At 64.4% G+C, this 15,447-nt stretch carries 16 protein-coding genes, 1 tRNA gene and 1 pseudogene; 8 read left to right on the top strand and 10 right to left on the bottom strand.

What is annotated here, in order from left to right:
• Nucleotides 1–33: 33 nt before the first annotated feature.
• From WBQ44_RS06750 to prfB, 8 genes are all read right to left on the bottom strand, one after another.
• Nucleotides 34–1,419: an NAD(P)H-binding protein gene (locus WBQ44_RS06750; protein ID WP_495565947.1), complete on the bottom strand. Its 1,386-nt coding sequence runs from the start codon at nt 1,417–1,419 to the stop codon at nt 34–36.
• Between the two features lie 76 nt (nt 1,420–1,495).
• Complete coding sequence (locus WBQ44_RS06755) at nt 1,496–2,359, bottom strand: EamA family transporter (RefSeq protein WP_495565963.1); 864 nt, start codon at nt 2,357–2,359, stop codon at nt 1,496–1,498.
• Nucleotides 2,356–2,829 carry an SsrA-binding protein SmpB gene (smpB, locus tag WBQ44_RS06760; RefSeq protein ID WP_495565948.1) on the bottom strand — a complete coding sequence of 158 codons (474 nt, stop codon included), beginning with the start codon at nt 2,827–2,829 and terminating at the stop codon, nt 2,356–2,358. The genes WBQ44_RS06755 and smpB overlap by 4 nt, the downstream gene beginning before the upstream one ends.
• Nucleotides 2,830–2,952: 123 nt before the next feature.
• Nucleotides 2,953–3,858 (bottom strand): permease-like cell division protein FtsX, encoded by a 906-nt coding sequence (ftsX, locus tag WBQ44_RS06765; protein ID WP_495565949.1) that lies wholly within the window; start codon nt 3,856–3,858, stop codon nt 2,953–2,955.
• A 144-nt stretch (nt 3,859–4,002) separates the two neighbouring features.
• On the bottom strand, nt 4,003–4,692 hold the full coding sequence (ftsE, locus tag WBQ44_RS06770; RefSeq protein ID WP_495565950.1) for a cell division ATP-binding protein FtsE: 690 nt from the start codon (nt 4,690–4,692) through the stop codon (nt 4,003–4,005).
• A 65-nt stretch (nt 4,693–4,757) separates the two neighbouring features.
• A complete protein-coding gene (locus WBQ44_RS06775) occupies nt 4,758–5,201 on the bottom strand; it encodes an Rv3103c transmembrane domain-containing protein (protein ID WP_495565951.1) in 444 nt (147 codons plus the stop codon).
• A complete protein-coding gene (locus WBQ44_RS06780) occupies nt 5,198–6,115 on the bottom strand; it encodes a mechanosensitive ion channel family protein (protein ID WP_495565952.1) in 918 nt (305 codons plus the stop codon). Before WBQ44_RS06780 ends, WBQ44_RS06775 begins: the two co-directional genes overlap by 4 nt.
• 6 nt (nt 6,116–6,121) lie before the next feature.
• Nucleotides 6,122–7,234 carry a peptide chain release factor 2 gene (gene prfB / locus WBQ44_RS06785; RefSeq protein ID WP_495565953.1) on the bottom strand — a complete coding sequence of 371 codons (1,113 nt, stop codon included), beginning with the start codon at nt 7,232–7,234 and terminating at the stop codon, nt 6,122–6,124.
• A gap of 137 nt (nt 7,235–7,371) precedes the next feature.
• Between prfB and hisN the strand changes: the two genes are divergently transcribed.
• Nucleotides 7,372–8,160, top strand: coding sequence for a histidinol-phosphatase (hisN, locus tag WBQ44_RS06790; protein WP_495565954.1), 789 nt, complete (start codon nt 7,372–7,374; stop codon nt 8,158–8,160).
• Here the strand turns inward: hisN and WBQ44_RS06795 are convergent.
• A complete protein-coding gene (locus WBQ44_RS06795; RefSeq protein WP_495565955.1) occupies nt 8,060–8,491 on the bottom strand; it encodes a DUF1304 family protein in 432 nt (143 codons plus the stop codon). The genes hisN and WBQ44_RS06795 overlap by 101 nt on opposite strands.
• Before the next feature lie 107 nt (nt 8,492–8,598).
• Here WBQ44_RS06795 and WBQ44_RS06800 point away from each other — a divergent pair, with 107 nt between their 5' ends.
• From WBQ44_RS06800 to WBQ44_RS06825, 6 genes and pseudogenes are all read left to right on the top strand, one after another.
• Nucleotides 8,599–10,005 (top strand): acyl-CoA dehydrogenase family protein, encoded by a 1,407-nt coding sequence (locus WBQ44_RS06800; RefSeq protein WP_495565956.1) that lies wholly within the window; start codon nt 8,599–8,601, stop codon nt 10,003–10,005.
• Nucleotides 10,006–10,049: 44 nt separating this feature from the next.
• Nucleotides 10,050–11,273 carry an acyl-CoA dehydrogenase family protein gene (locus WBQ44_RS06805; RefSeq protein ID WP_495565957.1) on the top strand — a complete coding sequence of 408 codons (1,224 nt, stop codon included), beginning with the start codon at nt 10,050–10,052 and terminating at the stop codon, nt 11,271–11,273.
• Nucleotides 11,274–11,425: 152 nt separating this feature from the next.
• Nucleotides 11,426–11,761 carry a YciI family protein gene (locus WBQ44_RS06810; protein WP_495565958.1) on the top strand — a complete coding sequence of 112 codons (336 nt, stop codon included), beginning with the start codon at nt 11,426–11,428 and terminating at the stop codon, nt 11,759–11,761.
• A 41-nt stretch (nt 11,762–11,802) separates the two neighbouring features.
• Nucleotides 11,803–13,062, top strand: coding sequence for an RNA polymerase sigma factor (locus WBQ44_RS06815; RefSeq protein ID WP_495565964.1), 1,260 nt, complete (start codon nt 11,803–11,805; stop codon nt 13,060–13,062).
• A 64-nt stretch (nt 13,063–13,126) separates the two neighbouring features.
• Nucleotides 13,127–14,141, top strand: a pseudogene (locus tag WBQ44_RS06820) (AMP-binding protein); the annotation flags it as partial.
• Between the two features lie 41 nt (nt 14,142–14,182).
• Nucleotides 14,183–14,377, top strand: coding sequence for a hypothetical protein (locus WBQ44_RS06825; RefSeq protein ID WP_495565959.1), 195 nt, complete (start codon nt 14,183–14,185; stop codon nt 14,375–14,377).
• Between the two features lie 54 nt (nt 14,378–14,431).
• Here the strand turns inward: WBQ44_RS06825 and WBQ44_RS06830 are convergent.
• Nucleotides 14,432–14,508, bottom strand: a tRNA-Met gene (locus tag WBQ44_RS06830).
• Between the two features lie 496 nt (nt 14,509–15,004).
• Between WBQ44_RS06830 and WBQ44_RS06835 the strand changes: the two genes are divergently transcribed.
• Nucleotides 15,005–15,447, top strand: a 443-nt coding sequence (locus WBQ44_RS06835; RefSeq protein WP_495565960.1) for a transglycosylase family protein, incomplete at its 3' end; no start/stop codon positions are given.

Genomic DNA, 15,447 nt, shown 5'->3' on the forward strand with positions numbered 1-15,447 from the left:
CGAAGAATCATCCCGATATCCCTCGGTGTCGGTCTACGACCTGTCGACCTGCGCGACCACGGCCTGCAACATGCGTCCCGCCACCACTTTTCGCGCGGGCAGCGATCCGTACCATGCTGCGCGTCCCGCCAAACCACGCGGGAAGAAGTCCGTCCGCTGTTCGAGCCTTGTTCCGCCGCCGGCGGATGTCACCGTGTACTGCATCCATGCGCTGCCCGGCAAAGGCCCGGTGTACTTCAGTCGCATTTCCCCATCGTTTGCCTGCTCGCCTTTCGTCTGCTGATCATCGATTTGCCACCCCTTCGCAGCGCCGGATCTCACTGCGTCGGGAAGGCGACGCCGAATCTCGTCCGGCCCGCTGCCCAAATAGACGCTGCGTACGTCGGTGTAGACGACCTCGCCTGCCCATTCCGGATCCGACGGGAGAGGATCGGACGGCGCCGCCACCATCTCCGACCACGTCTTCTCGGGCTGACCCTCGTCGATCGAACGCAATGCCAGCCGGACCGAGTCCCGATACGGCGTCAAACCACCCTCGGGTCGGTCGACGACGGAGTCGATGTCGGTCTCATGGGCGACGGCGTCGTACTGCAGTGACTCGATGAGAGGCATCGCCAAACCGCGGGGAATGGGTGTCACCAGGCCGATCCAGTGGCCGGCAAGTCTGGGCGTGAGCACAGGCACGACGAGCATCTTTCGCGGTCGCAATCCCGCCTCGTCGGCGTACGTGTTCATCATCTCGCCGTACTCCATAACATCGGGGCCACCGACGTCGTACGTTCTGCTCTCGGGCAGATCGGCATCGGCTGCGGCCACCAGGTAGTGCAGGATGTCGCGTACGGCGATCGGCTGGATCTTGTTGTGGACCCATCGCGGGGTCGTCATCACCGGTAGCCGATTGGTCAAATGACGGATCATCTCGAACGACGCGGAGCCGGCACCGATGACCACGCCCGCCTGTAAGACCATTGTCGGCACCTCGGATTCGATCAGGATCCGACCGACCTCGGCGCGGGATTCGAGGTGTGGAGACAGCTCACCCGATCGAGGGTGCAAGCCACCGAGGTAAACGATCCGCGCTACACCGGCCTCGGCGGCCACCGCGGCAACGTTTTCCGCGCTGATGCGCTCGGCCTCCGCGAAGTCGTCGTGATTCTTCGAGCCCATCGAGTGAACAAGGTAGTAGACGACCTCGACGTCGGCGAAGGCTTCCTCGAGCGAATCGCGGTCGGAGAGGTCACCCTTCGCGATTTCGACGTCGCCCGCCCACGGGACGCCCTGCAGCTTGTCCGGATTACGCGCCAGCACGCGCACGGTGAAGCCTGCGTCGAGCATTTGCGGTACGAGGCGACCGCCGAGATAACCCGTCGCCCCCGTGACGAGAACACGACGAGGGGCGCTGTTGTTTTCGACGTTCATCGATCGGACTTACCCGAACGTCGAACAACTCAACCCGACCCTGCACGCGGTGCGTCGGGGGATCCGGCCGGGCGGGTCAGCCGAGTGCGATCAGACCCACTGCGCCGAGCCCGAGAACCATGCCAACCTGCTGCAATCGGCCCACCCGCTCCCCCAACATGGCCATAGCCAGCAGCACCGTCGCGGCCGGATAGAGGGAAGCGATGACGCTCACCAGGGACAGCAACCCACCCTGATACGCGTAGAGAATTGCGGCGTTCGCTACCACGTCGAGGACGCCGACGAACGCGGCGAGTTTCAGCACGCTCCCGTGCGGCGGCGAGAACTGCCCCGAGGCCAATGCAACGCACCACACGACGGCGGTCGCCGACGCGCGGGATGCCGCGAGCGGCCACAGCCCCGAACCGTCGCCGATCTGGTGCAGGCAGATGAACGCCACGGCGAAGGTGACGCCCGAACCGACGGTGAGCCACGCGACGGTGCGGGTGAACTTCATCTCCCGCCCGCCCGCAACCTCACCCGTCGTCTCGTCCGGCGACTCCCGGCTGACGAGTACGACCGCGAGCAGAGCAAGTGCGATTCCGACGAACGCGAGAATGCCGGGGCGTTCGCCGAGCGCGAAGCCCGCAACCACCGGAATTCCCGCGACGAGCACTGCCGTGAGTGGCGACACGACCGCCATCGGACCCGACGCGAGCGCAAGATAGAACCACCACACCGCGACTCCACCGGCAACCCCGGACCCGAAACCCCACAGGATCGGCGTCAGCGAGACGGACCCACCGACGAACGGTGCGACCAGCAACACGATGATCAGAGAAAACGGATACGAGACGATGACGACTCGTAGTGCCGCTACCCTTCTCGACGCGACACCGCCGACGAAATCGCTGACGCCGTAACCGACCGCGGCAACCAGCGCGAGCAGGATCGCCGTCAGCGCATGCCCTTGATCCGACGCCCCAGCTCGCGGGTCACCTCACGTTCGGCGGTGCGTCGAGCAAGATCCTGACGTTTGTCGTAGTCCTGCTTACCCTTGGCGAGCGCAAGCTCCACCTTGACCTTGCCGTCCGAGAAGTACATGGACAGCGGGACCAGCGTGAGTGATCCCTCCTTCGTCTTGCCGACGAGGCGTTCGATCTCGCGCTTGTGCAGCAACAGCTTTCGATTTCGCCGGGGCGCATGGTTGGTCCAGCTTCCCTGCGTGTACTCGGGTATATGCAGTCCGCGGAGCCAGATTTCCCCGTCGTCGACGGTCGCGAACGCATCAGCGAGGGACGCTTTACCTTCGCGGAGGCTCTTGACCTCGGTGCCGACGAGTGCAATACCCGCCTCGAAGACATCCAGTATGGAGTAGTTGTGCCGAGCTTTGCGGTTGGTGGCGATGGCCTTGCGGCCCTTCTCTCTCACTTCAGGGCCCTTTCTCGAGCGCTGTTCAGGCGTGCTCTTCGCAGCGCACAGTTGCTCCAGCATAGAACCGACGTGCAAGCGCTTTTCTTCCGCCCACGCGGGCAGCGGTAGAGGGCTGTCGGCTCATTCCCTCACGTAGAGCCGCAGGGTGATGTACGCCGTCACCGCCGCCATACCGACACCGACGAGGGCGAGGAACGGTGACACCAGCAAGACGTCACTGTTGGAGATGCGGGCAAGGATATTGGCCTCGTACACGTCGGCGAGAACGTCGTCGATGAACAAGTTCTTGGCGGTGAACAGCCCAGCGATTGCGAGTCCGGACCCGATGAGCGCCGCCACGACCGCTTCGAGCAGGAACGGTAGCTGGGTGTACCACCGCGTCGCGCCGACCAGCCTCATGATGCCGACTTCGGTGCGCCTGGTGAACGCTGCGATCTGAACCATGTTGGCAATCAACAACACAGCCGCGATCGCCTGCACGATCGCGATGGCGAACGCTGCATTGCGGACACCGTTGAGCACACTGAACAATCGCTCGACGAGGTCACGCTGGTTGAGGACGCTCTGCACACCGGGCCGCCCGGCGAAGTTGTCGTTGATGACACCGAAACGTTCGGGGTCGCTCAGCTTGACCTTGAACGAGGCGGGAAAGCTGTCCGGGCTGACCAGCTCGGCGAGCTCCGGCTGATCCTTGAAGACTCGTTCCGTGGCGTCCTTCACCGCGTCGTCACGATTGAGGTATTGCACCGAGACCACCGACGGGGTCTGCTCGAGATCGGTGCGCAAAGTGCGGCACGTGTCTGCAGCGCAGTCCGGATCGGTGGCGGAGATGTCGTCGGTGAGGAAGATCTGCACCTCGACGCGGTCGAGGAAAATCTGCTGGGTCTTGCCCGCCATCTGAACCACCAACAGACCTCCACCGAACAAACCGAGGGAGATAGCGGTGGTCAGAATCATCGCGATCGTCATGGTGATGTTGCGGCGTAGTCCGGTGAGGACTTCACTGAGTATGAAACTTGCGCGCATCGGAGAATTGGGGCCCTTCGGTATCTACGAACGAGTGGCGGCGTGTGTGCCTGCGGTGACGTGGCGCTGTGGTTGTCGGCCCAGTGGTTGTCGGCCCAGTGGTTGTCGGCGCAGTGGTTGTCGGCGCAGTGGTAGGCGGCGCGGTTACCTGCCGACGCCGTAGACCCCCCGGGCCTCGTCGCGCACCACTCGTCCGTTGTCGAGTTCGATGACCCGCCGACGCATGGAGTCGACGATGTGGTTGTCGTGTGTCGCCATCAACACGGTGGTTCCAGTTCGGTTGATGCGCTCGAGCAACATCATGACGTCCTGACTCGTATCCGGGTCCAGGTTGCCCGTCGGCTCGTCCGCGAGCAGTACCAGCGGACGATTGACGAAAGCGCGGGCGATGGCAACACGCTGCTGCTCACCACCGGACAATTCTGTTGGCAGACGGTCGGATTTGCCCCCGAGGCCGACCAAATCGAGAACCTCGGGCACGGTGCGCTTGATCATCGAGCGGGGTTTGCCGATGACTTCGAGCGCGAAGGCGACGTTCTCGACGACCGTTTTCTGCTGCAACAGGCGGAAGTCCTGGAACACACAGCCCATGCTCTGCCGAAGCTTCGGAACTCGCCGCGAGGACAACCGGTTCACGTGAAAGTCCGCGACGTGGATGTCGCCGGAGGTCGGAGTCTCCTCCTTGAGGAGCAGGCGCATGAAAGTCGACTTGCCCGAACCGGACGGGCCGATGAGAAAGACGAACTCCCCCTTGTCCACCGAGACCGTCACGTCGTCCAGGGCGGGCCTGGTGGACGTCTTGTAGGACTTGGAGACCTTCGAGGTGCTGATCACGGGTCGCCAGTGTAGCTGCTACTTGCCGGTAACCGGCCGGAGCGAGCGAGTGTCGCGGGCCGCGATCAGGGCGCGCCGGTGGCGCTCGGTGTCGGTGGCAACAGCGATCGCAACTGCGGGGGAACCGTCATCCCGGGAAGGAACGTCGGGTCCTGGGTGGTCGAGCTGGTGCCGCCCGGCGTCGATGAGCCGGGCCCACCGGGCGCGTCCGTCGAATTCGACTCGCCCTCCGTGCTCGACGGCACGGCGGTCGTCGTGGAGGTGACGGTCGCCGACGGCGCTTCCGAACTCTGCTCCTGCACCGGCGCCTGCTCCACCTCGCTGCTGGTCGGTGGTTGCGGCAACTCGACCGTACCCACCGGTTCCGGTCGCACCTGGCCGTACAGCAGTGCCGTGAGAACGAAGCAGATTCCCAGCAGAACCGTCGACGTACGAGCTCGACCTAAGACCCTCGTGGGGATCTTCCATCGCCGGACGGGACGGTCCGGATCCGATCGGTGCTCGGTCATCGCTGTTCGCCACCCTCGCGTGCCTCGCCGTCAGGAGCGACTCCGGCGGTGGATACGTCCGGATTGACGCTGATGCCCTCCGGTTGCAGGGCGGCCGCCACCCGCACCCTCAGCTCGCGTCCGACCTGGAACTGTTTGCCGGGGAGCGTTCGAGCGACGAGACGCACGTTGACGACGTCGAGTTCGATGCTTTCGACGCCCATCACCGTGGGCTCGTCGAGCAGCAGGGGCCGCAGTCGTTCGTCGGCGAAGGCGCCGTGCCCGACGCGGCGAAGGATGTCGTTGACCCGATTGAGGTCGGCGTTGGACGGTACGGGTACGTCGACCACTGCGCGTGCCCAGTCCTTGGACAAGTTGATCGCCTTGACGATTTGGCCGTTGGGAACGGTGATCACTTCGCCGTCGACGCTTCGGACTCTGGTGACACGCAACGTGACGTCCTCCACCGTTCCTTCCGCATCCTCGGCGGACCCGTTGACCGCGATCTGCACGGTGTCACCGAAGCCGTACTGCCGTTCGGTGATGATGAAGAACCCGGCGAGGATGTCCTGCACCACGCGTTGAGCACCGAAGCCGAGTGCGGCGCCGAGCACCGTGGCCGGTGCGACGAGACCGCTGACGGCGAAGCCCAGCCTCCGGAGGACCTCGATGGTGACCAGGATGTACACCAGCGTGACGGCGACCCAGGTGATCACCTGGGCGAGAGCGTGCCGGTGTTTGGCCGCCTCGGTTCTGACGAGGGCGTCGCTGTGCTGGTAGTTGTTGTCGATCCGCGCGGTGATTCGCTGACCGATGTAACTGAGGAACCGCGCGACGAGCATGCCGCCGAGGATGTACAGCACGATCTCGAGGCCACTGCTCGAGAGCCATCTGGTGAGATCTCCGGAGAAGCCGAAGGACAAGGCCGACACCATGGTGTTCTAGTCGTCTCCGCGCATGCGCCACCGAATACCGGCTTCGAGGAAGCCGTCGATGTCACCGTCGAGAACGGTGGAGGGGTTATTGACCTCGTACTCCGTTCGCAGGTCCTTCACCATTTGGTAGGGGTGTAGCACGTAGGACCGCATCTGGTTGCCCCACGAGCTACCGCCGTCGCCCTTGAGCGCGTCCATCTCGGCTCGCTCTTCCTTACGCTTGACTTCGAGCAGCTTCGCCTGCAGGACGCGCATCGCCGACACCTTGTTCTGCAGCTGTGACTTCTCGTTCTGGCAGGTCACGACAATTCCCGTCGGAATATGCGTCAGCCGGACCGCGGAGTCGGTGGTGTTGACGGATTGACCGCCCGGACCCGACGAGCGGTACACGTCGACCCTCAGATCGCCCTCGGGGACGTCGATGTGGTCGGTGGTTTCGACGACGGGCAGAACCTCCACCTCAGCGAAGGAGGTCTGGCGACGACCCTGGTTGTCGAACGGGCTGATGCGCACCAGCCGGTGGGTCCCCTGCTCGACGGACAGGGTGCCGTATGTATACGGAGCCTTGACGGCGAACGTCGCGCTCTTGATGCCGGCTTCTTCGGCGTACGACGTGTCGTAGACCTCGACGCTGTAACCGTGCTTCTCCGCCCAGCGGATGTACATGCGCATCAACATCTCGGCCCAGTCCGCCGCGTCGATGCCGCCTGCACCGGAACGGATGTTGACGAGCGCGTCGCGCTGGTCGTATTCACCGGACAGCAACGTTCGCACCTCCGCGGCCGCGATGTCCTCTCGAAGGGAAGCCCGCTCGGAATCCGCATCGGCCAGGGCGGACGCCGCAGCATCTCCTTCTTCGCCCTCGGCGAGTTCGTACAGCACCGGCATGTCTTCGAGGCGCTGGCGGAGCTCTTCCACACGTCGGAGCTCAGCTTGCGCGTGGGAAAGCTGACTCGTCACCTGCTGCGCGTGTTCCTGGTCGTTCCAAAGGTCGGGCGACGCCGCCTGATGTTCGAGCTCGTCGATCCGTCGACGCAGCTCTTCGACATCGAGAACCGACTCGATGGTGGTGAGGGTGATGTCGAGTTCGTTCAGGTCTGCGGAAACGTCAGGATGCACGAGAGACAAGGTTACCGGCACCTGTCTTCGACCCCGACCAGAAGGTTCGAACTGCCTCACGTTCGAAGTGCCCAGGGTGACAGCGACCCTGTCACCCTGGGCATCAGACCGGTGGGCCGTGACTTTACTGTGGAGCCGTGACTTTCTCCGCCGCTGACCTGCAGCTCGCCCTGGCCATCGCCGATCGCGCCGACGCCATCACGACCGATCGGTTCCTGGCGCTCGATTTGAAGGTCGACGACAAGCCGGATCTCAGCCCCGTCAGCGACGCAGACCTCGCCGTCGAAATGTCGGTTAGATCCATACTGTCCGACGAACGCCCCGAGGACGCCGTGCTAGGCGAGGAGTTCGGTGGGGACGCGGTGCTGCGCGGCCGACAGTGGGTGATCGATCCGATCGATGGAACCAAGAACTACGTTCGCGGAGTGCCGATCTGGGCCACGCTCATCGCCTTGTTGGAGGACGGCATTCCGGTCGTCGGCGTGATCAGTGCGCCCGCACTGAAGCGTCGTTGGTGGGCATCGAAGGGCTACGGCGCATGGACGTCGTTCGACGGTGGGGACGCACGCGTCATCTCGGTGTCGGAAGTCCGCGAACTCGATTCTGCGAGTTTGAGTTTCGCGAGCCTGTCCGGATGGAAGGTCCGGGGAATCCGCGACCGCTTCGTCGATCTGACCGACGAGGTATGGCGCGTTCGCGGCTACGGAGACTTCTTCTCGTACTGCCTGCTCGCCGAAGGGTCGCTCGATATCGCCACCGAACCCGAGGTGTCACTGTGGGATCTCGCTCCTCTCGACATCCTCGTGCGCGAAGCAGGTGGGTTGTTCACCTCACTCGACGGCACCGCGGGGCCGCACGGCGGAAGCGCCGTCGCGACCAACGGACTTCTGCACGACGAGGTGCTCGGGCGACTTCGCCCCGAGTAGCACCGCGGCCATACCGGCGTGCGGTTCGAGCGATGAGTGCCACCGCGAGGGCGATGGCAGGTGTGATGCCCTGCATCAGTGCAGCGCGGAAGTACTTCGACCCGCCTGTGGCGAGCACGAATGCAGCGCCGACGATGCTCAGGCACGCGAAGACGACGATCACGTCTCCCGCCGCCCCTCCGATGACGAGCCCGACGATGATGCCCAGTGCGAGAAACAGGTTGTAGAAACCCTGCTCGAAGGCCATGGGGCGAACCACATCCGCGTTGGCTTGCGTCGAGAGAGCCGGCGAAGATCTGGGAGGCGAGGGGCACGGCACGGATGCTGCCACACGGGCCCTGATGCGTCATGTCGTCGGCTTCTTACTCGAGAGTAGACAGCTATCTTACTCGGGAGTAAGATAGCTGGAGTCCCGAGCCCGACGCCGAGAAACAGCTGGTGATCATGAGCAAGCAAGACAGTGTGGTCGACACGAAGCGCACAGCGCTTCGCGACACATCCGCGGTTGGCCTCAATCCGTTCAAGCGAGATGCCATCGGCACCGCTATGCGCGTGCTCACGGCCATCACCGGATCCGAACTCGCGGAGAAGTACAAGCTCCGCCAGACGATCGACCGAGTGACGTACGAGGGTACGAAGTCCGGCTTCAGAACCCTCGGTGCGGCAACCCGCACGTTCTCCAAGGTCAGTGGCGGCGGTAAGCCGAAGCGCCTCGAGGACTCACCGGTCAAGAACCTCGAGTACTTCGATCTCACGCCGGACGACGAGCAGCGGATGATCGTCGAGACGGTGAAAGAATTCGCCGAGGAAATACTGCGACCCGCCGCTCACGACGCCGACGCCGCTGCAGCCTCCCCCGAAGACATCCTTCGACGCAGCTCCGAACTCGGCATCACCTTCATCAACGTTCCCGAGGACCTCGACGGTGCGGCCACCGAGCGTGGCGCCGTTACCAACGCACTGGTCGCAGAGGCGCTCGCGCACGGAGATATGGGCCTTGCCCTGCCGATCCTTGCGCCCAGCGGTGTTGCCATCGCGCTCACCCAGTGGGGGTCGGACGCTCAGCAGCAGACGTACCTCCCGGCCTTCGTCGGCGACAAGGTTCCCGGTGCTTCGGTGGTCGTCAACGAGCCACGCGCACTGTTCGACCCTTTCGCATTGCAGACCAAGGCCGTCCGCTCCCCCAGCGGCTTCAAGCTGAACGGTGTGAAGAGCGCCGTACCGGCAGCCGCGAGTTCCGAATTGTTCATCGTCGCAGCAGAACTCGAAGGCCGCCCAGCCTTCTTCGTCGTCGAGTCCGACAGCAAGGGCCTCGTCGTCGAAGCGGATCCGAGTATGGGCTTGCGCGCCGCAGGCTTGGGCAGGCTCGTGTTCACCGACGTAGCACTGCCGGAATCCGCTCTGCTCGGCGACGGTGACGCCGATCGACGCGCACTCGATTACGCCGATGCCATCAGCCTCGCTCGCCTCGGGTGGTCCGCGCTCGCCGTCGGCACCGGCCAGGCAGTGCTCGACTACGTCATTCCCTACGTCAACGAGCGGGAAGCATTCGGCGAGCCGATCAGCAACCGTCAGGCCGTGGCCTTCATGGTCGCCAACATCGCCATCGAACTCGACGGCCTCCGACTGGTCACTCTCCGTGGCGCTTCACGGGTAGAGCAGGGCAAGTCGTTCGCCCGCGAAGCTGCACTGGCTCGCCGCCTCGCGTCGGAGAAGGGCATGCAGATCGGGTCCGACGGCGTCCAACTGCTCGGCGGACACGGCTTCACCAAGGAACACCCCGTGGAGCGCTGGTACCGCGACCTTCGTGCCGTCGGTGTCTCCGAGGGCATCGTCCTCATCTGATTCGCCCAAGACCAACTCGAGAAATCGACCCAAGGACACACACGATGATCAATCTCGAACTACCCAAGAAGCTTCGGGCGCAAGCGAATCAGGCACACCAGGTCGCAGCCGAGATCTTCCGTCCCATCTCCCGCAAGTACGACCTCGCCGAGCACGAGTACCCGGTCGAGCTGGACACCATGGCATCCATGGTCGAAGGCATGTCAGATGCGGGCAACGAGATCGGCGGCGCGGCAGGCGGGCGTGCCAAGGACAGCGAAAGCGCACCCAAGCCGAGCAAGACCGCAAACGCCAACGGCGGCAACATGTCCGCCCTCGTCAACGTCATCGAGACGTGCTGGGGCGATGTCGGCCTCACCCTGTCGATCCCTTACCAGGGCCTGGGCAACTCCGCCATCGCAGCGGTATCCACCGACGAACAGCTCGAACGCTTCGGCAAGGTGTGGGCTTCGATGGCCATCACCGAACCGAGCTTCGGCTCCGACTCGGCAGCAGTCACCACCACCGCCGTCCTCGACGGCGACGAGTGGGTACTCAACGGCGAGAAGATCTACGTCACCGCAGGCGAGCGCTCGACGCACATCGTCGTCTGGGCGAGCGTCGACCGATCCGCCGGACGCGCCGCGATCAAGTCCTTCGTGGTTCCGCGTGACGCGCCGGGTCTGAGCGTCGCTCGTCTGGAGCACAAGCTCGGAATCAAGGCGTCCGATACGGCGGCTCTGCTGCTAGAGAACTGCCGGATCCCGAAGGACAACCTCCTCGGTACGGCGGAGGTCAACACCGAGAAGGGGTTCGCGGGCGTCATGCAGACGTTCGACAACACCCGTCCCCTCGTCGCCGGCATGGCCATCGGCGTCGCACGTGCTGCGCTCGAGGAGCTTCGGTCGATTCTGGACGAGGCAGGAGTGGAAATTTCGTACACCACCCCGGCGTACAACCAGCACGCTGCTGCCGCCGAGTTCCTCCGACTCGAAGCAGACTGGGAGGCATCACACCTGCTTGCACTGCGAGCGGCGTGGATGGCCGACAACAAGGAGCCCAACTCGCTGCAGGCGTCCATGGCGAAGGCCAAAGCCGGGCGATCGGCCACGGACATCACCCTCAAGGCCGTCGAACTCGCCGGCAGCTACGGCTACTCCGAGCGCCTTTTGCTCGAGAAGTGGAGCCGCGACTCCAAGATTCTCGACATCTTCGAGGGCACCCAGCAGATTCAGCAACTCATCGTTGCTCGACGTGTACTCGGCAAGACGTCGGCAGAACTCAAGTAGACCGACCGCTCGACAGCGTTGCGAGCGCTACAGCGCGAAGAGAAGACCCGTGGCCGAATCGGCCGCGGGTTTTTTTCATGTCGTGTCGAAACGATGGGGTCCCGTTCGTCGTCATCATGTAAGCATTCTGCAAACGAATCTTGGAGACCATCATGAAGTACATGCTGTTGATCAATGCACCGAGCGCCGACTTCGACAACGGCTGCACCGTCGACGATTGGGTTCGGTTCGGCAAAGAGATGAGCGACGCAGGCGTATGGGTGACGGGGCACGCATTGGCGGACCTCACGACCGCGACCACCGTCCAGGTCGCAGCCGACGGCGCCAGAAGCGTCACCGACGGGCCGTACGCCGAAACTCGCGAGGTGCTGGGCGGCTTCGAGGTCATCGACGTACCCGACCTCGATGCAGCTCTCGACTGGGCGGCACGCTGCCCCGGATCGCGAGGCGGAGGCACCGTCGTCGTTCGCCCCATCGCCGAGTTCTGAACACTTCTCACGTCGAGGGAACCGGTAACGAGCCGAAGGTGGTGAACGGGACGACCTCGCTGTCGCTCGAGCGAGTATTCCGCGAGGAGCACGGCCGGCTCCTCGCCACTCTGGTTCGACGGTACGGCGACCTCGACTTCGCGGAGGACGTCGCGTCCGACGCCATCGAGGCGGCACTGCAGCACTGGCCGACCGACGGAGTACCCACCAAGCCCGGTGCCTGGCTGCTCACCACCGCCAGGCGCCGAGCCGTGGATCGACTTCGCCGCGATCGGTCCTATGCGGCGCGACTGGCGGTGCTGCACGTCGAGCAGGACCGGGCGGCCCCCGCCGCCGACGCCGACAACGACGACTTTCCGGACGAGCGCCTGCAGCTCTTCTTCACCTGCGCACACCCCGCGTTGCACGCCGACGACCGCGTCGCTCTGACACTGCGGTCTCTTGTGGGGTTCACGACCGCGGAGGTGGCCAGGGCGTTCGTCATCCCTTCGTCGACTGCGGGCCAACGCATCTCCCGGGCTAAGAACAAGATTCGAGGCGCCCGGATACCGTTTCGGGTGCCGGATCGCGGCGAACTCCCGCATCGTCTGCCGGGTGTCCTGCAGGTCGTGTACTCCATCTTCACCGAGGGTTATGCCGCGTCCTCGGGCGACGATCTGGTTCGCCACGACCTCGCCGACGAAGCCATTCGCCTGGGACGGATCCTGCACGCCCTGTTGCCCGCAGAGAGGGAAGCGTCCGGGCTGCTCGCTCTCATGCTGCTCACTCATGCTCGCCATTCGGCACGAATCGACGCCGACGGCAGGCTCTCGATGCTCGACGAACAGGACCGCTCTCTCTGGGACGGTGACATGATCGCGGAAGGCAGCACACTCGTCGTCGAGGCACTTGGCGGTGGCAGCCCGGGGGCGTATGGCGTGCAGGCGGCGATTGCTGCCCTTCACGACGAGGCCGCCACGCCGGCGGACACCGATTGGCCACAGATAGTGGAGCTGTACGGGGTGCTTGCCGCGGTGTCGCCCTCCCCCGTCGTCGCTCTGAACCGTTGCGCCGCCATCGCGATGTGTGACGGCCCTGCCGAAGCACTCGCGCAGCTCGAGCCGTTGGCGCACGAACCGATGCTGCTGCGCTATCACCCGTTTTACGCAGCCCGCGCCGACATGTTGGATCGGCTGGGCCGACACGGCGAGGCCGCCGAGGATTTCACTCGGGCCTCCGGCCTCGCCGGATCGCGACCGGAGCGCGAGTACCTACGTCGCAGGGCCGGTGAGGCTCGAGCCAAGGCTTGCCGACACCAATGAGGTCGACACCAATGAGGTCGACCGCGAGGTAACCCGAGGACGTCTCGTCGGAAGTGCCCTCCGCGCCGCCGCCGGGGTAGCCGCAGTTGCACTCATCGACGAGATCGGGCCCCTGACCTACATCGAGCTCGACGAGCAGTCCAATGCGCTGGTGCGCGGTTGGTCCGCTGACGGCATCGGTCCGGGGGCCGTCATGGGAGTCATGGCACGGAACCATCGTGGGCTGGTCCTGACGATGTTGGCCGCCGCCAAGGCGGGCATCAGATTGGTCATGATGAACACCGGGTTCGCGCCCCGCAGCGCATCGTCGACCTCGGCGACGGAATACTCTTCTCGTACGACACGTCGGCACTCCGCATCATCTTCGCCGCGGGATCAGCCATCTCACCCGCGGTGAGCCGACGAACGGCAGCAGTGTTCGGACCGGTGCTGCACAACCTGTACGGCTCGACGGAAGTCGCCGTCGCCACCGTCGCAACGCCCGACGAGCTCTCGCGTGCGCCCGGAACCGCGGGGCGGCCGCCCGTCACATGCCACGTCGCACTGTTCGACAACGACGGCAATCGCGTCACTGCCCCCGGTGCCGTGGGTCGGATCTTCGTCGCGAGCGGGCTGAGCTTCGCCGGATACACCGACGGCCGCGACAAGGAACGCATCGACGGCATGGTCTCGACGGGCGATGTAGGCCACTTCGACACCGAAGGGCTGCTGTTCGTCGATGGTCGCGACGACGACATGATCGTCTCGGTCGGTGAGAACGTGTACCCGCTCGAAGTGGAAAACCTGCTCGCAGAGCATCCCGATGTTGTCGAAGCCGCCGTATCGGCGTATCGGACGCCGAGTTCGGACACCGGTTGATGGCTTTCGTCGTTCCGACACCGAACTCTCTTCGCGACCCGGACTCCATCAAGGCAGACGTCAAATCGCACCTCGCTCGGTACAAGGTCCCCCGCGACGTCGTCTTCGTCGATGAGTTGCCCCGCAACACGACAGGCAAGATTCTCACGCGAGTGCTGGCCGAGCGCGCCGAGAACGCTGCCGACCCGCCCGTCGACCCACTCACCGAGAAGACCTGGTAGAGAATGAAGGACGAGCAAGTCCGAGCGGAGGAGATGACCGAATGTCCGATTGGACGAAAAAGATCAGAGAAGAAGCCAGGGGCTTGATCGCCGAGGCCGAACAAGAACTCACGGTTCTCGAAGGCGGCGACACCGTCGATCTCACTGCAGACGAACCTGCCGAGGAGGCCGAGGAGGCCGAGGAGTCTGCGATAGTCGAGGGTTCGACGTCCCCGGAGGACGAAACCCGACACTAGGCAGGACACACGAAACAGGGCCGGTACTCGATGTGAGTACCGGCCCTGATCTGTTGGTAGCGGGGACAGGATTTGAACCTGCGACCTCTGGGTTATGAGCCCAGCGAGCTACCGAGCTGCTCCACCCCGCGCTGCAAACACAAAGTTACCCGACGGTGTCCACGAATCGCAAATCGCGTGTACGGCGAGGAGATCAAGCAAGCACAACAGGCACTGAAACACTTGCCGACGCGCACCGCTGGAGTGTGCTCGATCACAAAAACCTCGTGATACATCGCACATAACGAGGCTGTAACGAACGGGATACGGAACCGTCGCGACCGCCCGTGACCAGGATATACGCTCTCCGACGTCTCACTATGTGAACATCCGGGCGACCATAGCGTGGCGTGACATCGACGAAAGCCGCGACTACCTTCACGAACGGCCCTACAACGCAGGGCCAGACCGCCCCCGCCGCTGCATCGCTCTGCCCCGCGGGGGACGGTACCCCGATACGCACGGGGGCAGAGCCGCAACACATACGAGTTCGCTCGTACACCGTTGTGTTCGCACGTAGCGCCGGGACGCATTCACTTCGGTGATGTCGCCGGTTGCGTCGGGCGGCGCGGAGAGGATTCACCCCGCATGACCAAGGAAACACATTTCGGCAAGCGTGCACTCGGATGGGCCGCCGTCACCGGCGCCGTCGTGGCAATTCCACTGGGTCTTTCCGTGGGCACCGCCAACGCAGCACCGCACAACTGGGACGGCGTCGCACAGTGCGAGAGCGGCGGCAACTGGGGCATCAACACAGGTAACGGCTACTACGGTGGTCTGCAGTTCTCGCAGAGCACCTGGACCGCCAACGGTGGCAGCGGATCCCCGTCCAGCGCTTCCAAGGCAGAGCAGATCCGCGTTGCGGAGAACACGCTGCAGAGCCAGGGCCCGGGTGCGTGGCCGACGTGCGGTCAGTACCTGACCACCGGCGGCGGCAGCGAAGAGCCCGCAGCAGCGCCCGCGCCGGCAGCCCCGGTCGTCGAGCAGGCTCCCGCTCCGGTCGCCCCCGTGGCACCGGAATACCAGGCGCC

Origin of the sequence: Rhodococcus sp. (in: high G+C Gram-positive bacteria) (assembly GCF_049591685.1) — a bacterium.
GTDB lineage: Bacteria > Actinomycetota > Actinomycetes > Mycobacteriales > Mycobacteriaceae > Rhodococcoides.